The sequence below is a fragment of the Borrelia recurrentis A1 genome, assembly GCF_000019705.1.
Classification (GTDB): domain Bacteria; phylum Spirochaetota; class Spirochaetia; order Borreliales; family Borreliaceae; genus Borrelia; species Borrelia duttonii.
Genome location: NC_011244.1, coordinates 741,184 through 759,045 on the forward strand (window position 1 = coordinate 741,184; position 17,862 = coordinate 759,045).

A 17,862-nucleotide genomic window follows, 5' to 3' on the forward strand; every position below is an offset into this window, starting at 1 on the left:
ATATATCTTTCTATATTAATGTTTTAAGGATTTTGGCTCCACCAAGGCATTCATCTTCTTTATAAAAGATACAAAATTGGCCTGGTGAAATTCCATAGTCTTTTTCTTCTAGGTTAACCCTTATAATTTCATCTTTTAGCGTTTCTATTTTGCATTTTATTTTTTTTTCTCCATGTCTTATTTTGGCGCTTAAGTTGTTATTTTTTAGTGGTTTATTGATCCAATTTGTTTTGTGAACTAAAAATTGTTCTTTACCTTGTTTGAGATAATTTGTACTGTTTGAAATATAAATGATATTATTTTGGATATCTTTTTCTGTTACAAACCATGGTCCGTGACTAAGTTTAATACCTTTTCTTTGTCCAATTGTGAAAAACCAATATCCATTATGTGTTCCAAGTATTTTTCCAGTCTCTTGTTCAATTATATTACCTTTAAGTTCTCCTAAATGATATTTTATAAATTCGTTATATTTAATTTTTCCAAGGAAACAAATTCCCTGGCTATCTTTTCTATTTTTATTTGGCAAATCTATTTCATGTGCTATTTGTCTTATTTCACTTTTTAATAAATCACCCAATGGAAAATGTAATTTGGATATTTGTTTTTTAGAGAGATGAGAGAGAAAGTAACTTTGATCTTTTATTTTGTCTTTTGCTTGTTTTAATGTATAGGAATTATTTTTATTTTCTATTTTGGCATAGTGGCCTGTTACAATTAAATCATATTTTTCATTTATTTTTTCAAAAAATGCACCAAATTTAATTCTTTGATTACAAAATATATCTGGGCTTGGTGTATTTCCCATTTTTAATTCTTCAATGGCATAAGTTACTACTCTATTGTAGTATTCTTCTTGTAAATTAATAATTTTATACGGCACATTGAATTTTTTACATACAGAATCTACGTAAGTTATATCTTCTTTCCAAGGACATTCTCCTATATAAGAAAGTTCGTCCTCAAGCCAAATTTTTAGATAATAACATTTTATATTCTTATATCCTTTTTGTATCATTGTATAAAGAGCTACGGAGCTGTCTACTCCACCGGATAGAAGTATTGCTATTTTCATAATTTATTTCTCCTCTTAGCATATCATATTGAACTTTGATATTTTTATGATCTATAGTATAAATTACTTGGTAATCATTTTTTAAATTGGAGGACAATTGATGAAAGTTGGTATTAGTGATATTAGAGTTTTTTTGCCTTTAAATTGTTTAGATTTTTGTGTTCTTTTAGATAATTCATTGTACAATTCTGATGAAAATTTTTTTGCTAAATTTAATAGAGCCATTGATGGGACTCTTCAGAAGGCATTTAGGTTTACAGGTACTAATGAAGACAGTGTTACAATGGCAAGTGCTGCTGTTAAAATGATTTTTGATAATAATGATCTTGATTTAAATAATATGAGAATATTTCTGGGTGGAACTGAAACGGGAGTAGATCATTCAAAATCAATATCATCGTATGTTTATGGGGCTTTAAAGTTGGCTGGGATTAATTTAGAGAATAATTTTTTAACTTTTCAAGCTCAGCATGCTTGTGCAGGGACTGCACTTTCTTTGCATAGTGCTTCAAGTATTTTAAGTCATTTAAATGGATCTGAATATGGAATAGTATTTTCTAGTGATATTGCGCATTATAATAATCTTACTACAGCAGAAATTACTCAAGGTGCTGGTGCTGCAGCAGTTTTAATTGAGAAAAATCCAAAAGTTTTATCTATTAATTTGTCTGAATTTGGAGTTTATACTGATGATGTTGATGATTTCTTTAGGCCATTTGGAAGTCTTGAGGCTAAAGTGAAGGGGCGTTATTCTATTGATTGTTACAATAAGGCAAATGAAGAGGCTTTAGCCGATTTTGCGCATAAGAAAAATATGAGTATTAAAGATTTATTTTCTAAGTATAGATTTATTTTGCATGTTCCTTTTGCAAAAATGCCTATAGATTCTATGCATTATGTTTTAAAGAAATATTATAGCGAAGATGAATCTGAGAGAAATGCTTATTTAGAATCAATAGACTTTTATGATTCTATTGAAGCTTCTAAGGAAGTTGGGAATTTATATACAGGATCAATATTTTTGTCTTTAATGTCTTATTTAAAGAAAGTATTTCAAAAAAAGGATATTAGTGGAGAGAGTATACTTTTTTGTTCTTATGGGTCTGGAAATATTATGGTTATTTATGAGCTTACTGTTGAAGAGAACGCTCATTGTGTGATTAAGACTTGGGATATTGATAAACTACTTTCAGTAAGGCACAATGCAAATTTTGATGAATATCGAAATTTTTTTGAAAATAAAATTATTCCACATGAGTCACAAGGTTTTTATTTAAAAGAAATTAGGGAAGATGGATATCGAATTTATGGGTATCGAGCCTAATATATTAAATAATAAGAGACAACAAATTGAAATTTGTTTACAAAGGGAAAATGTTAATAAAAGTGATAATCTTTTAAATTTTGTTAATGTAAAACATGATGCACTTAGTGAGCTTGATTTTTGTGAGATAGATACGCATGAGAGTTTATTTGGTTATGATATTTCTATGCCTATTTTTATATCATCAATGACAGGAGGGGTGAGAGAAGGTAATAAATTGAATAAATCTCTTGTTAAGATTGCAAATGATATTGGTATTCCGATGGGTCTTGGCTCTTTTAAGCTTATATTTAAATATCCTGAGTATATTAAAGATTTTTCATTAAAGAAATATGCTGATAATATTCCTTTATTTTCTAATATAGGTGTTGTTCAATTAAGAGAATTTGGTGTTTATGAAATAATTGAAATGAATAAGAGGTTGGAGGTTGATGCTGTAATTTTGCATTTAAATTCTGGTCAGGAATTGATGAATTCTAAAGGTGGGAGAAATTTTAAAGGAATTAAGGACACAATTGCTAAGTTTTGTTCTGTGTCCAATTTGCCAGTTATTGTTAAAGAAACCGGTTTTGGAATATCGCCTGATTCTGTTATTAGTTTGTTAGAGCTTGGGGTTTCTTATGTTGATCTTGCTGGTAGTGGTGGTACTAATTGGGTTTTAGTTGAAGGTATTAAAGAAAAAAATTTAGATATTGCATCTTGTTTTGCTAATTGGGGCATATCTTCGGTTTTGACATTGCTTAGTATTGATGAGTCTTTTAAAGATAAGATTTTTGCATCAGGAGGATATGAAACAGGGATGGATATTGCAAAAGGTATTGCTCTTGGGGCTCAATTAGTAGGAGTTGCAGCGGCTGTTTTGAGGGTTTTTTATTCGGGAGGTGAAGAGGCTTTATATAAACTTTTTAAAGACTATGAATATGTCTTAAAGATGTCTATGCTTTTAAGTAATAGTCAGAATTTGGCACAGTTTAGAACAAATAAATATTTTTTAAGTTATCCATTGATGCTTAATATTAAGAGTTTTAAAGATTGTTATGAAACTTAGTGATGATTTTAGAAATAAAAGTATTTTAGATAAAAAACTAGAGATAAAGGATCTTTTAAAATTAAATTTTGATGATTTTTTTTATGATTCTATTGATGAGAATTTTTTGTCTCATATGATAGAGAATTATATTGGTTATCTATCTTTGCCTGTTGGTATTGTTAAGAATTTAAAAGTAAATGATAAATATTATAGTGTACCTATTGCTACGGAAGAACCATCTGTTATTGCTGCATTGAATTTTGCGGCTAAAATTCTTAAAACTGCAAATTTAAGTTATTCTGTGGGCGAAGTATTAGGTATTGCTCAAGTTTATATAAGCACAGATAAAGATTTAAGTGATATTCTTCTTGGTCTTCATGAAAAAATAGATCTTTGGTCTAAATCTCTCTTAAAAAACATGGAACTTAGGGGTGGAGGTTTTAGAAGACTTTCTACTAAATTTATTGAAGAGATTGGTATTCAAAAATTAAATATTTACATAGATGTTTGTGATGTTATGGGTTCAAATTTATTAAATTCAGTGGCTGAAAAAGTGGCCCATAATATTAATTTAGAATTTGGGTATAAATGTGTATTGAAAATTTTGAGTAATGATTCTAATGATTTTTCGGTAAAGGCCAATTTTAAGTTAAATATTAATAATTTGCTTAAGAATAATGAAGAATCTTTGACTTTAGCGCATAATATTTCTCTTATTTCAAAGATAGGATTTTTTGAAGAAGAGCGTGCTATTACTAATAATAAAGGTATTATGAATGGTATAACAGGTTTATGTGTCGCTACACTTAATGATACAAGGGCTCTTGAGGCAAGCATACATAAATTTGCCTCAAGAAGTGGTAGATACTTACCTCTTAGTAAATTTTATGTTTTTGATGAAAATTTGGTGGGAGAAATAGAATTACCTTTACAAGTTGGAGTTAAAGGAGGTTCAGTTGGTTCTCATGAGGCATCTATGTTAAGCTTTAAAATTATGGGTATTGATTGCAAAAAGGAGTTTATGGGGATTCTTGCTTGTGTTGGACTTTCAAGCAATTTTGCAGCTTTAAGGGCACTTGCTTTTGATGGAATTCAAAGGGGACATATGAGATTGCATGTTAATAAGATTTTATATCTTCTTGAAAGAGATTATAATGTGTCTAGTGATGAGAGAGAAAAGATATTAGTGAATATGAATGAAAATGGAATTTATTCTATTGATTTTGCATTGAAATTTTTAAATGATTTGAGAGCTTAGTGTGAAAGTTAAATGTAAGGTGAATCCTAGTCTGGCTTTAATTAAATATTGGGGAAAGAGAGATAGATTTTTAAATACTCCTGCTACTTCGAGTATTGCTGTTAGCGTTGATAAATTTTATTCTATAACTGAACTTGTATTGTCATCTAGAGATGAAATAATTCTGAATTCAAAATCTGTTGTTTTACAAGATAGAGAAAAAAAATTTTTCAATTATGCAAGAAAAATATTAAATAAATTAGATATTGGATTTAAGATAGTTAGTGAAAATAATTTTCCAACATCAGCAGGACTTGCAAGTTCAAGTTCTGGTTTTGCGTCTATTGCTGCTTGTATTTTAAAATATTTTGATCAGTTTTCTTATCAAAAAGCCTCAGAGCTTGCAAGAATAGGTTCAGCTTCAGCTTCAAGAGCTATTTATGGTGGATTTACTTTTTTAAAGGAAGGAGCTTTAAATGCATTTCAATGTAATAATTACAATTGTTTTAATGAGTTATGCATTATATTTGCTATAGTTGATGGACAAGAAAAAGAAATTTCTTCAAGAACTGCCATGGAGCTTTGTAAGCAAGAAAGGTTTTATTGGGATGCTTGGATTAAATCTAGTCAAAATATCTTTAAGGAAGCTTTATATTTTTTTTTAATAGGAGATTTTAATAAATTTGGTTTGAGAGTTATCAAAAGTTATCAGTGTATGTTTGCTTTAATGTTATCATCTTCTATTATTTATTTCAAAGATATTACTATAAATTTGATAAAATATGTGGCTGAGTTGAGAAGAGAAGGTTTTTCTGTTTTTGAAACTATGGATGCTGGGCCACAAGTTAAGATATTGTGTTTAAAGAAAGATTTGAATTTGATTTTGCCCAAACTTACTAAAAATTTTAAAGATGTTGATTTTGTTGTTTCAGGGATTGGAAGTGGTTTGGAATGGATACGATAAATTTTTCAGTGCCTGGTAATTTGCTTTTAATGGGTGAATATTCGATTTTAGAAGAAAATGGTTTTGGTCTTGCAATTGCAATTGACGAGAGAGCTTATTTTTCTTTTAAACAAAGTGATAAATGGCGTTTTTTTTCTAAAAGAACTAAAATTGATAATTTTACTTTAATAGACAGTAATGATGATTTTATTTTTAAAATGTTTAGCTATTTAAAGTATTGCTATTTTAATAATCTAGAAGCTTTTCCTTTTGATGTTTATGTTGATACAAGTAATTTTTTTTTGGATAGTGGTGTTAAGAAAGGATTTGGTTCGAGTGCTGTTGTTGCTGTTGGGATTATATATGGAATTTATTTAATTTTAAATGGTAATAAAAATTTTATTAAAGATAAAATTTTTATGTATTGCCTTGAAGCTTACAGATATGCTCAAGGAGGTATGGGTAGTGGGTATGATATTGCTACCAGTCTTTTTGGAGGTGTTGTTATGTTTAAGGGAGGCAATTCCCCGAAATATGAGCTTTTGGATAAAATATGTTTTGATAATTTTTATCTAATGAAAGGTCCAGGTCCCATTAAGACTACTAATGCTATCATTAGATATAATGGATATAGAGATTCGTTATTGAGTTTTATGAGAGATGTTAATATTGTAATGGAAAATATTATTTTAAATGTTAGTAATTCTGCTAATTGTTTACTGTCTAGTTTAAAGTTGGCAAGAAATATAGGATTAGAAATTGGAAAAAGAATAGGAATTTCTGCTGAATTACCTTTAAATCTTTCTTATCTTAAAGATGAATGTACTCTGATTAAGGCTTTGGGTGCTGGGAATGAAACTTTTTTAGTTTATAATCCAAATTTTGAAGTTTTTAAACAATTTGATATTGAACCTATAAATCTAGATTTAATTGGTGTTAAATTTCATTAGATGTTTATAATAAAAAAATCTTCCAAAATATTATTTTTAGGTGAACATAGTGCTGTTTATGGATTTCCAGTAATTGGTGCTACGATACCTTTTTATATGTATTTAGTTTATACTTTTTCTACTGATTGGAGATATTTGGGGGAGCCTTCTTTAAAAATAGATGAAATAATATCCTTTATTAATAGAAACTTTAGTAAAGTTAGACCTATTGAATTTTTAATATTTTCTCAAATTCCAGTTGGCTTGGGATTTGGTTCTTCTGCCAGTCTTAGTTTATGTTTTGCTGAATATATTGTAAGTCATGATGAATATAATGCTTATGATAAGATTGTATTGGCAAGAAAAATTGAAAATATTTTTCATGGCAAATCTTCTGGTATGGATATTTTACTTGTTGAATTAAATGGGACTTTTTATCTGGAGAATAAAAATGGTATTTTCAGTTATAAAAAAATAGAATTTTGTAATTTTTATTTTTTGGTTGGTGCTGTCAAAAGGGAATGTGAAACAAGTAAAATAATATCTGATTTAAATTATAAAATTTCTGTTGAGAATAACCAATTTGATATTATTGAAAGGCTTGGTTATATTGTTGAGGATTCTTATGCTGCTTTTAATAAGCGAGATATTGATTTGTTGGCAAATAATATTAATATTGCCAACAAATATTTAAGTTCTTTAGAATTGTCTTCAAATATACTTGATTATATAATAGCGAGGGGCAGAGAATTTAAGGCTATTGCTGGAAAATTGAGTGGTGCTGGTAGAGGAGGGGCTTTTATTTTGCTTTTTAAAGATAAAAATGAAGCCGTGTTTTGTTTAGAGAAATTGGATAAGGATTTAAAGGAAAATAATATTAATTTAATTTTTAAACTTCACTTATTTAGGTTTTAGCTTTTATGATTTAAGATGTGGCGTTGTTAACTAAATGATTTCTATAAGCCATTTAACTAAAAATTCTGATTTTAATCGATAAAATACCTAAACATCATACTTAAAATTAAATTAAGGGGATTAACATAATAATTTTGGGTCCAGAGGGATTCGAACCCCCGACGTCCTGCTTGTAAGGCAGGCGCTCTGACCACCTGAGCTATAAACCCTTTAGTATCAATAGAAATTATATAAGATAAACTTGATTTATGTCAAATTTTTTTACATTTTTCTCCAAAAAGAACCACAAATATATTTTTATTATCTTTTGTGCGTAATACATATCCACCTATTTTGCTTGTATCCTTATTTATTAGGGCTTCTTTGTGTTTTGGACTTTGAAGCCATGCATCCGTTACATCTTGAACTTCCATTTTTGCTGCTAAAATTTCTCTTATTCTGCAAAAATTTTTATCATATTTGCTTACTCGTTGCATTGGAGTTGTTCCAAATAGTGTATGTGTTAATACGTCATTTTTATCTAAATTTATTGCATATTCTTTTGCTACAATTTCAAGGGTTTGATCTATCTCTAATTTTTTTAAATTTAAATTATCTCTTAATTTATGAATATCTGAGTAAAGAAAAGCTAAGTCTTTATTGGTGCCCATTAGTGCGCATTGACTTGTGAGGAATAAAATAATGATAGGAATTTTTTTTTGCATAATAAACCTACTTATACTAAAATGATATAATTATAACATATATGTAATTATATAAAATAGGAGGATAATTTGGAAAATCATTTAGGTCATTTAGAAAAAGAAAATTCAGATAAAATTCATTTAGCACTTCAGGAGTTGTTAGCGGGCTTACATATTTTTTATGCTAATTTAAGAGGTATTCATTGGAATATTAAAGATATTAATTTTTTTGTGATACATAAAGGAACAGAAAAACTTTATGATTATGTTGCAGAGGTTATTGATATCATAGCTGAGCGATCTAGAGGACTTGGATATGATTCTGAATTTAGATGTTCTGAATTTATGAAGAAGTCGTTTATTAAAGAAATTAGTTTAGATGTAAGTTCAAGTTTGATACCTTCAATTAAAAGTATTATTTGTAATTTAGGTGATATTATTAAGAATATGTCTAAAACAAGATGTTTTATTGATTGTACATCTGATTATGGGACAGCTAATATTTTAGATGATATTATTGTTTCTTTTGAAAAATATTTATGGATGCATAAGTCTTTATTGAATGGTTGTGCATGTGTATGTAATAATGAATAACATTGTACTTAAAGACATTGATCATATGTTATGATGAGAATAATTTTTAATAATTATTTTTGTATGTCTTAGTTAGTCGTTAAATTATTATTTAATTGAATAAAGCTATAGCACGATCTATAGCTTTTTAGTGTTTGAGGGCTTTATGGAAATTAGGAACATTGGAATTATGGCACATATTGATGCTGGAAAAACTACTACTACAGAGAGAATTATATATTATACTGGTAAAACTCATAAGATAGGTGATGTTGATTCTGGAAATACTGTTACTGATTGGATGACTCAAGAACAAGACAGAGGTATTACAATTAGTTCTGCTGCTATTACTTGTTATTGGAAAAATTATCAAATAAATATTATTGATACTCCTGGACATGTTGATTTTACGGCTGAAGTTGAGAGGTCGCTTCGTGTTCTTGATGGAGGTATTGTAGTATTTAGTGCTGTTGATGGAATTCAAGCACAAACTGAAACAGTTTGGAAACAGGCATCAAAGTATGGTATTCCAAGGCTTGCTTATGTTAATAAAATGGATCGTGTAGGAGCTAATTTTTTTAAAGTCATTGAGGATATAGAAAATAAGTTTGGGATAGTTCCAGTTATTTTGCAAATTCCAATTGGAAGTGAGAGTTCATTTGAAGGCGTTATAGATATCATTCGTAATAAAGAATTACATTTTGAATTTAGAGATGGTAAACCTGTTGTTATTGAGGATGTGGTTCGTGAAGAATTTGTTGAGAATGTTGAGATCTTTAGGGAAAAGTTAATAAATTCTCTTAGTAATTTTAGTGAAAAGATTACTGAACTTTTTCTTGAATATTCTGTTGTTGATGATTCTGTTATCATTGAAGAAATTCGAAGATGTACCATTGAGGGTCTTGTTATTCCTGTTTTGATGGGTACTAGTCTTAAAAATATTGGTATAGAACCTTTAATAGATGCTATTGTAGATTATCTTCCAAATCCTTTTGAAAAAAAAATTAATGCTTATTCTTTAAAAACAAATAGAAATATGTTACTTGATCCTAGAGAAGAGAAAAAATTGTCTGCACTTGTGTTTAAGGTTCAATATTTTAGTGCAATTGCTGCCCATCTTTATTTTATTAGAGTATATTCAGGAGAACTGGATTCATCTAAAAAAGTTTTTAATGTTGCTAAGAATAAACGTGAAAAATTTACAAGGATTTTTAGGGTTTTTTCAAATAAGAATGAACAGATTGATAAAGTTAAGGCAGGTGATATTGGAGCAGTTATTGGACTTAAATATTCTATAACGGGTGATACTCTTGTTGAAGAGGGGAATGATATTATTCTTGAATCTTTAGTATTTCCAGAGCCAGTTGTTTTGATATCCATTGAACCTGAGAGAGCATCTGATGATGCTAGACTTAAAGAGGTTCTTGAGATTATTGCTAAAGAGGATCCTACTTTTAGTTATAGGGAAGATAAAGAAACGGGACAATTATTGATATCTGGAATGGGTGAATTACATCTTGAGATTATTATTATGCGTATTAGAGATGATTTTAAACTTAATGTTTATACGGGTAAACCTCAAGTAAGTTATAGAGAAAGTTTAAGTTTAACAGTTAATGATGTATTTAAATTTGTTAATATGTTTTCTGGTAAAGAGATTAATTTAAAAATAGGAATGATTTTGAGTCCCTTATCAAGAGGTGAAGGAAATAAAATTGAGTTTGAGTGTGATATTGAACCTTTATTTAAAGCTGCTATATCCAGAGGTATTACTTCTTCTTTCTCGAGTGGTATTATTGGTTACCCGGTTATTGATACTTCAGTTAAGATTGTTTCATTAAATTATGATAAAGTTAAAGTTAGTGAATCTGCCATAGAATCAATATCTGGATTTGCATTTAATGAGTTTTTCAGAAGAGCAAGTCCTATTAAACTTGAACCTATTATGATGTTAGAAATTAGGACTCCTATTGAATATACAGGGGATGTTGTCTCTACATTAAATGCTGTTGGGGGGATGATTCATTCTATTAGTAATATTGATGACTATGAAATAATACGTGCAGAGGCAGCTTTTGCGCAGCTTTTTGGGTATACTTCTATTTTTAGAAGTTCTACTAAGGGTAGAGGAGTTTTTACTATGGAATTTTTATCTTTTAAAGAAAAAGTAGAGTGATGTTTTTTAATTTTTTTACTTAAAATTTATTTTTTAGAAATATGGTATAAATTATTTTATATTCGAATTTGTCTTTTTTATTTAGTTAATTGGCGTTGATTTTTATATTTTAATACCTTTTTTGGATTATTTTAATAATTAATAAATATAGAATATTTTTTGTCATTAAAAGATTATTTTTGTCTTTGAATGTTCTACTAGAATATTAAGGTGATTTTTTGATATTATGTCTTATTATTAATATTTTTTTATTTTAAAAATAAAGGAGGTTGTTTTATGCAGGGTGAGAATATGGTTTCAATTAGAGGTGGTAATAGAAAAAAGATACTCCTTAGTTTGAAAAATATGCAGTATTCAAGGACAGATTTGGCTCGTAGGTTATCATTGACAAATGCAGCTGTGACTATTCTTACTAATCATATGATAAAAGAGAATATTCTAGTTGAGGTTGGGTCAAAAGAATCAGATATTAAGAAGCATGGGAGGAAAGAAATACTTCTTGATATTAATAAAGATTTTGCATATTCAATGGGAGTGATTATTTCAAGTAATTATTTTCAGATAGGAATTGCTAATCTTAAATGTGAGGTTTTAATAAGTGAAACTTATTCCTTTGAACCACTAGTTAGTGCTTATGAGATATTAGAAAGAATTAAAGATCATATGATTGAAATTATTTGGAAGCATAATTTTTCAAGAGATAAGTTTATTGGATTAGGTTTTAGTATTACTGGGATAATTAAGGATAAGGAATCTGGTATTGTTAATGATAGCCATGGTGCATGGATTGAGAAAGATGTTCCTGTTAAGGCTATATTAGAGGAATATTTTTCACTTACTGTATACCTTGAGAGTTATGTAAAAAATCTTTCTCTTGCTGAATTTATGGGTAAGAATGTAGATAACATTATGTTTTTTGATTATACAGATACGGCTGAACTTTCTATTTGGTCTGATGGTAATGTTTATTCTGGTTTTAATAATAAATCTGGTATGGTTAGTCATATGGTCATTGATTATGGAGGGGAGAAAAATTGTCCTACGTGTGGAAATAAGGGATGTGTTAATATGTTGATTTCTAATTTTGCACTGCAGCGTTTGATTTCGAAAGAATTTATGAATGGAGAGATTCCTGAACTTTATGATAAGTATGAAAGTAGACTTAAAAAAGTTACAATATATGATATTTTTGCTCTTCATGATAAATATGATTTTATACATAAAATAATGGAGGATACAGTAAAATATTTGGCAATAGTTATTATTAATATTCAAAGGGTTCTTGATTTTAATTATTTAGTTCTTTATGGTCAAAGTTTTAAACTTAAGAGTTTTTTTGATTTACTTAAAGAGGAGATAAAAAGATTAAATAAAGAAAGTATAATATTAAAACTCAGTTCTCTAGATACTGAAGTATCTGTTGTTGGACCTGCTTCTAGTGTTATTTTCAATAAATTTTATTTGACAGGGGGAGATATTGATTAATATTTTCTTTTTTTGTATTGTATATTTTGTAGGATTTTTGCAAAAGAGGGTAGCTTTTAGTGTTTGAAAATTTAAGTGCAGGCTTTAAAGACTTTATAAAGTATGTTTCTGGGAAAGCTGTTATAAATGAAAAAAATATTGAAACAGCAATTGACACTATTAAGAATACCTTAATTGAAGCTGATGTTAATTTAAGAGTTGTAAGGCGTTTTGTAAATTCTGTTGTAGAAGAGGCAAAAGGAATTAAGGTTTTAAGAGGTGTTGATCCTAAGTCTCACTTTATTAAAATTGTTAATGATAAGCTTGTAAATTTTTTGGGAGATAAACATTCTGAGCTTATTTTAAATCCTATTAATAAATTGTCTTGTATTTTAATGCTGGGTCTTCAAGGTTCTGGTAAGACTACAACGTGTGCAAAGCTTGCTATGCGGCTTAAATCGGAGAATCGTAAAGTTCTTCTTGTTGCTGCAGATACATTTAGGGCCGCAGCAATTGAGCAATTGAAGGTTTTAGGTGCTCAAATTAACATTTCTGTTTTTGCTCTTGAGAATGAAGATAGTCCTATTAAAGTTGTAAAAAAATCTATTGAATATGCTAGAGTAGAGCTTTTCGATACTGTGATAATAGATACTAGAGGACGTCTTGAAGTTGAAGATTTATTGTTGAGAGAAATAATAGATATTAAAAATATTGTGGTTCCTACAGAGACAATATTAGTTGCAGATGCAATGACAGGTCAGGTTGCTGTAAATATTGCAAAAAAATTTAATGAGAGTGTAGGGATTACGGGTGTAATTTTTACGAAATTTGATTCTGATGCTAGGGGTGGTGCAATACTCTCGCTTAAGACTATTTGTGGAGTTCCTATTAAGTTTGTTGGGGTTGGAGAGAAACCCGAAGATCTTGATGTTTTTTATCCAGATAGAGTTTCTTCACGAATTCTTGGTATGGGAGATGTTGTTACTCTTGTAGAGAAAGCTCAGAGTATTATAGATAAGGAAGAGGCTTTAAAACTTGAAGAGAAAGTTAGAAAAGCTAACTTTAATTTTGAAGATTATTTAAATCAATTTAAATATATGCGTAATATGGGTGGGGTTTCTACTTTAATGGGGATGCTTCCTGGTGTGTCATCAGAAATGCTGAATCGTAATGTTAATGAGAGAGAACTGAAAAGGGAAGAGGCAATTATTCTTTCTATGACCCAAAGAGAAAGACGCAATCCTGTCATTTTAAATAGTTCTTCAAGGAAGAAAAGAATAGCTTTAGGAAGTGGGACAACAATTTTTGAAGTTAATAAACTTATTAAAAAATTTAGTCAAATAGTTTTAATGCTTAAAAAAATGAAAAATAAGAGCTTTCAAAACAAGATAGCATCTCTTTTTGGAGGTAAAGGAGGCATGGTAGATTGAGTGTTAGAATAAGATTAAAAAGGATGGGGGCAAAAAAGAGGCCTTATTATCGAATTGTAGTAATGGATTCTTCTTCGCCTAGAGATGGACGAGCTATTGAGGAGCTTGGGTATTATCATCCTGTTGAAAGGCAAAATCAAGTCAAAATAAATAAGAATAAATTTCAAGAATGGGTAGACAAAGGTGCTATTCCAAGTGATACTGTTAAGAGGATTTTAAATAAAAGTAATTTTAAAGTTGATAATTAGGAGGAACTAATGAAAGAGTACGGTAATGAAATTGAACTTATAGAATTTGTAGTAAAATCTCTTGTGGATAAAAAAGATGAGGTTAAATTGAATGTAGTTGAAGGTGAGAAATCAACTATTTTGGAATTAAGAGTTTCTGCAAATGATGTTGGAAAAATAATTGGAAGAAGAGGTCGCATTGCAAGGGCTATTAGGACGCTTCTTAGTGCTTGTGCTGCAAAAACAAATAGAAGAGTTCAGTTAGAAATTTTGGACTAATTTATGTTTGTAAAAGGCATAATATTGTCGTCTTATGGGATTAATGGATATGCTAAGATTAAAAGCATATCCAATGGTTTTAGTGATTTTTTTTGTTTAAAAAACAGTAAATTAGTTTTAAAAAAAAATTTTTGTTGTTTAGTTGAAGTTACAGTTGAAGACGTATCTTTAAGGAATAATTCGTTATTACTAAAGTTTAGGGAATTTAATGCGCCTGAGCCCATTAGAAATTTGATTGGTTTTGAATTATGGGTAAGTGATGAACTTGCATCTAAATTAGAACAAGATGAATATTATTTTGGCAAGCTTATTGGATATAGAGTAGTTAATGATGGAGTAGAATTAGGAATTGTTGTATCTTTTTTTGAATGTTCAAAATCAGTTCTTCTTGAAATTAAGGTTGGGGATAGATTATTTTTTGTTCCTTTTTTAGATGTTTATCTTGGAGATATTAATAGGGAACTTAAAACTATTGAGCTTAAGGTATTAGAGCTCTTACAATGAAAATTACAATTCTCTCTTTATTTCCTTCAATCATTACTCCATTTTTTGAAAATTCAATAATGAAAAAGGTTGTAGATAAGGGTATCATAAGTTATGAAGTCATATCTATTCGTGATTTTTCTAAAGATAAACACAAAAGATGTGACGATGTTCCTTATGGTGGGGGTGCAGGTATGGTTTTAAAAGTACAACCTATTGTTGATGCTCTTGAATATGTAAATGCAAATTCAAAGACTACGATATTTGTGAGCCCGTCTGGACTTAAGTATACTCAAAAATTGGCTTATGACTTGTCAAAGAAGGATGAACTTGTTATAATTTGTGGGAGATATGAAGGGCTTGATCAGCGTGTAATTGATTTGTATGTTGATCTTGAAATTTCAGTTGGAGATTATGTGTTGTCTTCAGGTGAAGTTGCAGCTCTTGTTATAATAGATAGTGTATATAGATTATTAGATGGTGTAATAAATCCTAATTCTTTGTGTGAGGAATCTTTTAGTTTTGAGTGTGGGTTGCTTGAATATCCTCATTATACTAGGCCTTATGAATTTAGGAATTTGAAAGTTCCTGATGTGCTTTTGTCGGGGCATCATGAAGAGATAAAAAAGTGGCGGCTTGTTAAGTCAGTTGAAAAAACTAAAAAAAATAGATTTGATTTGTACCTTAAATATTTGGAAATGAGAGGAGAAAAAAATGATGGATTTGATAAGAAAAATTGAGGCTAAAGGCAAGAGAGCAGAAAGTTTTGATTTTAGGGTAGGAGATACTATACGTGTTAGTTATAAAATCATAGAAGGAACTAACGAGAGAATTCAAAATTTTGAAGGTCTTGTTATATCTATTCAAAATAAAGGGATAGGTCAAACTTTTTTAGTTAGAAAAATTTCTTCAGGAATTGGAGTTGAGAAAATTTTTCCTATGCATTCACCTATTATCGAAAAAGTTCAGGTTTTAAAGAGAGGAAAAGTAAGAGGCGCTAAGCTTTATTATATGCGAGATAGAATTGGTAAAGCTGCTATGAAAGTAAAAGAACGTCTTGATGTTAAGAAACTTAAATATTGATAGTCTATCTAGATTCATTTTAAATAATGATTTCTCTTGAAATTTTATAATGGAATTTATAAAGTTTATTGGCGTTAATGAGGGGTTTGTATTTTTTGAGATATAAATCTTTTGAACTCAAGAGTGATTTTTTTTAAAAAAAGTTGGATTTAAGTATTTTGTTAAAGTATTTGCTGTTTTTGATAATTTTTGTTTAGTGTTAATTATACGTCTTTGTTCTAGGGTTTCTATTTATTTAAGAATGATAAATTTTTATTTTGTTATATAAAAAGGTAATTTTATTATTTCTATTTCTTTTCGATTAAAAAAGATGATTTTTTTATTTTTATCTTTTTATAGTATAAAGATTAAAGTCCATTTTAAATTAAGTTTTGTTTATTTTTTATAAACAAGAGAAAATAATTTGTGAGTTTAATAAATTTTGCTCTAGCTTTAAATATAAAAATATATTTAGATTTTGGTTGAAATGATATTATAAGAGATTTCAGGGCTCTCTTGTTTGTTATGATGGAAGCTGATAAGATATATTGAATTCCGTTTAATAATTTAAAAAATTGTGATTGTGGAGTAATGATTGTAAAATGTCATTAATTTGAGGAGGTATAAATATAAAAAATAGCTTTTTATTGATTAAATATGATGCGAAGTTTGCAGGTTGGTTAATGGGGGATAATTTTGTTGGTTTTGATTATTTTAAAATAATAGAACAGGTTTTATCTTTTGTTTATTCATTGAAGAGTGTTAAGTTATGAATAATAGGCAAATTAAGATTTAATACAATACTTTAATATTAAATTATTTTGTTACTAGAAAAAAATTGATAAGTATGCTAAATATAGCATTGAATTATATAGTTTTAATGATGAGCATCATTTAGAATATTTGTTTGATGTTCTTAAAGAGAAATATTACTCGTTTGTTTGACATTAATTGAAGGAGTTAATATTGAGGATGGATAGGAGTAAGTCCAGTGGGAATGATTTAGAGAGAGGAAGTAAATTTCCTTATTGGAAAATTAGGAAAGCACGATCTGAACTTAAGAAACAAAGTTCTTCTGTTTTAAGTAATGGTGCTAACAATAATAAATCTGTGGGTGTTAATTCTAATGGACATAAAAATTATAAAGGTAATAGACAAAAAGGATTGGGAAAATATCAAAGATCGTGCATAAAATTTAAAAAAATATGTCCTATTTGTGAAAAGCAAATTAAAGATATTCTTTCTTGTATGTCCATGAAGTTTGATGGAGAAGATAAGCCTATACATTTTGATTGTGCTATTGATAGGTTAAAATCTGAAAGTCAGTTTTTAAAAAATGAAAGTTTGGTATATAAGGGTGTTGGCAAATTTTTTGTTGTTGATAGGTCTGTTAGGGGAAATAATTTGTCTTTTAAAATTGTTAAGGAGATTAATTTTGAAAATTTAGAGAGTCGTCCTGATTGGCGACAAAAAATTCTTAATGATATGAATAAAGTATTTAAATTATATTAGTTATGAGAGCAGCATTATTTCCTGGTTCATTTGATCCTATTACATGGGGACATATTGATTTAGTAAAAAGAGCTTCGTTAATTTTTGATAAAGTAATTGTTCTTGTTGCTAATAATAGTAATAAGAGTTATTTGCTTAGTGATATTGAGAGATATGAACTTACTTTTGAGGTTATTATGTCTTTAGGATGGACAAAAATTTTTGTGGATAAATATGATGGAGTTATTTTAGATTATGCTTTGAAGAATAATATTGGTTTTATTGTAAGAGGTGTTAGAGCGTTTCATGATTTTGAATTTGAATTTGAGAGATATGTTGTTAACAATAAGCTGAATTCTTCAATAGATACAGTATTTTTACCAAGTAGTGATAAATATTTATTTGTAAGATCAGATCTTGTTAAAGAATTGATAAAAAATAAAAATTTTAATCTTTCAAATTTTATTCCAGAGTTGGTACAAAAAAAGTTGAAATCTAAATTTATTGACAAATTATCTTGATAATATATATATTATTAAGA

19 protein-coding genes and 1 tRNA gene are annotated in these 17,862 nt (G+C 28.5%); 17 read left to right on the plus strand and 3 right to left on the minus strand.

Annotated elements, in window-relative coordinates:
* Positions 1–10 precede the first annotated feature (10 nt).
* Entirely contained in the window at positions 11–1,075 is a 1,065-nt protein-coding gene (gene mnmA, locus BRE_RS03460; protein WP_012539089.1) for a tRNA 2-thiouridine(34) synthase MnmA, read from the minus strand.
* A gap of 100 nt (positions 1,076–1,175) precedes the next feature.
* Between mnmA and BRE_RS03465 the strand changes: the two genes are divergently transcribed.
* Genes BRE_RS03465 through mvk form a run of 6 tightly spaced genes read left to right on the plus strand, consistent with a single transcriptional unit; the run spans position 1,176 to position 7,453 of the window.
* Entirely contained in the window at positions 1,176–2,399 is a 1,224-nt protein-coding gene (locus BRE_RS03465; RefSeq protein ID WP_041178150.1) for a hydroxymethylglutaryl-CoA synthase, read from the plus strand.
* The gene (gene fni, locus BRE_RS03470; protein ID WP_041178151.1) at positions 2,383–3,447 is read left to right on the plus strand and encodes a type 2 isopentenyl-diphosphate Delta-isomerase; all 1,065 of its coding nucleotides are present in this window, start codon (positions 2,383–2,385) and stop codon (positions 3,445–3,447) included. The genes BRE_RS03465 and fni overlap by 17 nt, the downstream gene beginning before the upstream one ends.
* Positions 3,437–4,687 (plus strand): hydroxymethylglutaryl-CoA reductase, degradative, encoded by a 1,251-nt coding sequence (locus tag BRE_RS03475; RefSeq protein ID WP_012539092.1) that lies wholly within the window; start codon positions 3,437–3,439, stop codon positions 4,685–4,687. Before fni ends, BRE_RS03475 begins: the two co-directional genes overlap by 11 nt.
* A gap of 1 nt (position 4,688) precedes the next feature.
* On the plus strand, positions 4,689–5,630 hold the full coding sequence (gene mvaD, locus BRE_RS03480) for a diphosphomevalonate decarboxylase (protein WP_012539093.1): 942 nt from the start codon (positions 4,689–4,691) through the stop codon (positions 5,628–5,630).
* Complete coding sequence (locus tag BRE_RS03485; RefSeq protein WP_012539094.1) at positions 5,618–6,559, plus strand: GHMP family kinase ATP-binding protein; 942 nt, start codon at positions 5,618–5,620, stop codon at positions 6,557–6,559. The genes mvaD and BRE_RS03485 overlap by 13 nt, the downstream gene beginning before the upstream one ends.
* On the plus strand, positions 6,560–7,453 hold the full coding sequence (gene mvk / locus BRE_RS03490) for a mevalonate kinase (protein WP_012539095.1): 894 nt from the start codon (positions 6,560–6,562) through the stop codon (positions 7,451–7,453).
* A 135-nt stretch (positions 7,454–7,588) separates the two neighbouring features.
* Here mvk and BRE_RS03495 read toward each other — a convergent pair.
* Positions 7,589–7,662, minus strand: a tRNA-Val gene (locus tag BRE_RS03495).
* A gap of 42 nt (positions 7,663–7,704) precedes the next feature.
* Complete coding sequence (locus BRE_RS03500; protein ID WP_012538430.1) at positions 7,705–8,157, minus strand: CAP domain-containing protein; 453 nt, start codon at positions 8,155–8,157, stop codon at positions 7,705–7,707.
* Between the two features lie 69 nt (positions 8,158–8,226).
* Between BRE_RS03500 and BRE_RS03505 the strand changes: the two genes are divergently transcribed.
* From BRE_RS03505 to coaD, 11 genes are all read left to right on the plus strand, one after another.
* Complete coding sequence (locus BRE_RS03505) at positions 8,227–8,730, plus strand: Dps family protein (protein WP_012539096.1); 504 nt, start codon at positions 8,227–8,229, stop codon at positions 8,728–8,730.
* 145 nt (positions 8,731–8,875) lie between these two features.
* Positions 8,876–10,885 carry an elongation factor G gene (gene fusA, locus BRE_RS03510; RefSeq protein ID WP_041178152.1) on the plus strand — a complete coding sequence of 670 codons (2,010 nt, stop codon included), beginning with the start codon at positions 8,876–8,878 and terminating at the stop codon, positions 10,883–10,885.
* A gap of 276 nt (positions 10,886–11,161) precedes the next feature.
* Positions 11,162–12,370 carry a host adaptation transcriptional regulator BadR gene (gene badR / locus BRE_RS03515; protein ID WP_012539098.1) on the plus strand — a complete coding sequence of 403 codons (1,209 nt, stop codon included), beginning with the start codon at positions 11,162–11,164 and terminating at the stop codon, positions 12,368–12,370.
* 59 nt (positions 12,371–12,429) lie between these two features.
* Positions 12,430–13,779: a signal recognition particle protein gene (ffh, locus tag BRE_RS03520; protein WP_012539099.1), complete on the plus strand. Its 1,350-nt coding sequence runs from the start codon at positions 12,430–12,432 to the stop codon at positions 13,777–13,779.
* On the plus strand, positions 13,776–14,027 hold the full coding sequence (gene rpsP / locus BRE_RS03525; protein ID WP_012538435.1) for a 30S ribosomal protein S16: 252 nt from the start codon (positions 13,776–13,778) through the stop codon (positions 14,025–14,027). Before ffh ends, rpsP begins: the two co-directional genes overlap by 4 nt.
* A 9-nt stretch (positions 14,028–14,036) precedes the next feature.
* A complete protein-coding gene (locus tag BRE_RS03530; RefSeq protein WP_012538436.1) occupies positions 14,037–14,285 on the plus strand; it encodes a KH domain-containing protein in 249 nt (82 codons plus the stop codon).
* A gap of 3 nt (positions 14,286–14,288) precedes the next feature.
* Positions 14,289–14,789: a ribosome maturation factor RimM gene (gene rimM / locus BRE_RS03535; RefSeq protein WP_012539100.1), complete on the plus strand. Its 501-nt coding sequence runs from the start codon at positions 14,289–14,291 to the stop codon at positions 14,787–14,789.
* Positions 14,786–15,508: a tRNA (guanosine(37)-N1)-methyltransferase TrmD gene (gene trmD, locus BRE_RS03540; protein ID WP_012538438.1), complete on the plus strand. Its 723-nt coding sequence runs from the start codon at positions 14,786–14,788 to the stop codon at positions 15,506–15,508. The genes rimM and trmD overlap by 4 nt, the downstream gene beginning before the upstream one ends.
* The gene (rplS, locus tag BRE_RS03545; RefSeq protein ID WP_041178153.1) at positions 15,486–15,851 is read left to right on the plus strand and encodes a 50S ribosomal protein L19; all 366 of its coding nucleotides are present in this window, start codon (positions 15,486–15,488) and stop codon (positions 15,849–15,851) included. The genes trmD and rplS overlap by 23 nt, the downstream gene beginning before the upstream one ends.
* A gap of 930 nt (positions 15,852–16,781) precedes the next feature.
* On the plus strand, positions 16,782–17,342 hold the full coding sequence (locus BRE_RS03550; RefSeq protein ID WP_012539102.1) for a hypothetical protein: 561 nt from the start codon (positions 16,782–16,784) through the stop codon (positions 17,340–17,342).
* A 2-nt stretch (positions 17,343–17,344) separates the two neighbouring features.
* Positions 17,345–17,842, plus strand: a complete 498-nt coding sequence (gene coaD, locus BRE_RS03555) for a pantetheine-phosphate adenylyltransferase (protein ID WP_012538441.1) — start codon at positions 17,345–17,347, stop codon at positions 17,840–17,842.
* The last annotated feature ends 20 nt before the right edge of the window (positions 17,843–17,862 follow it).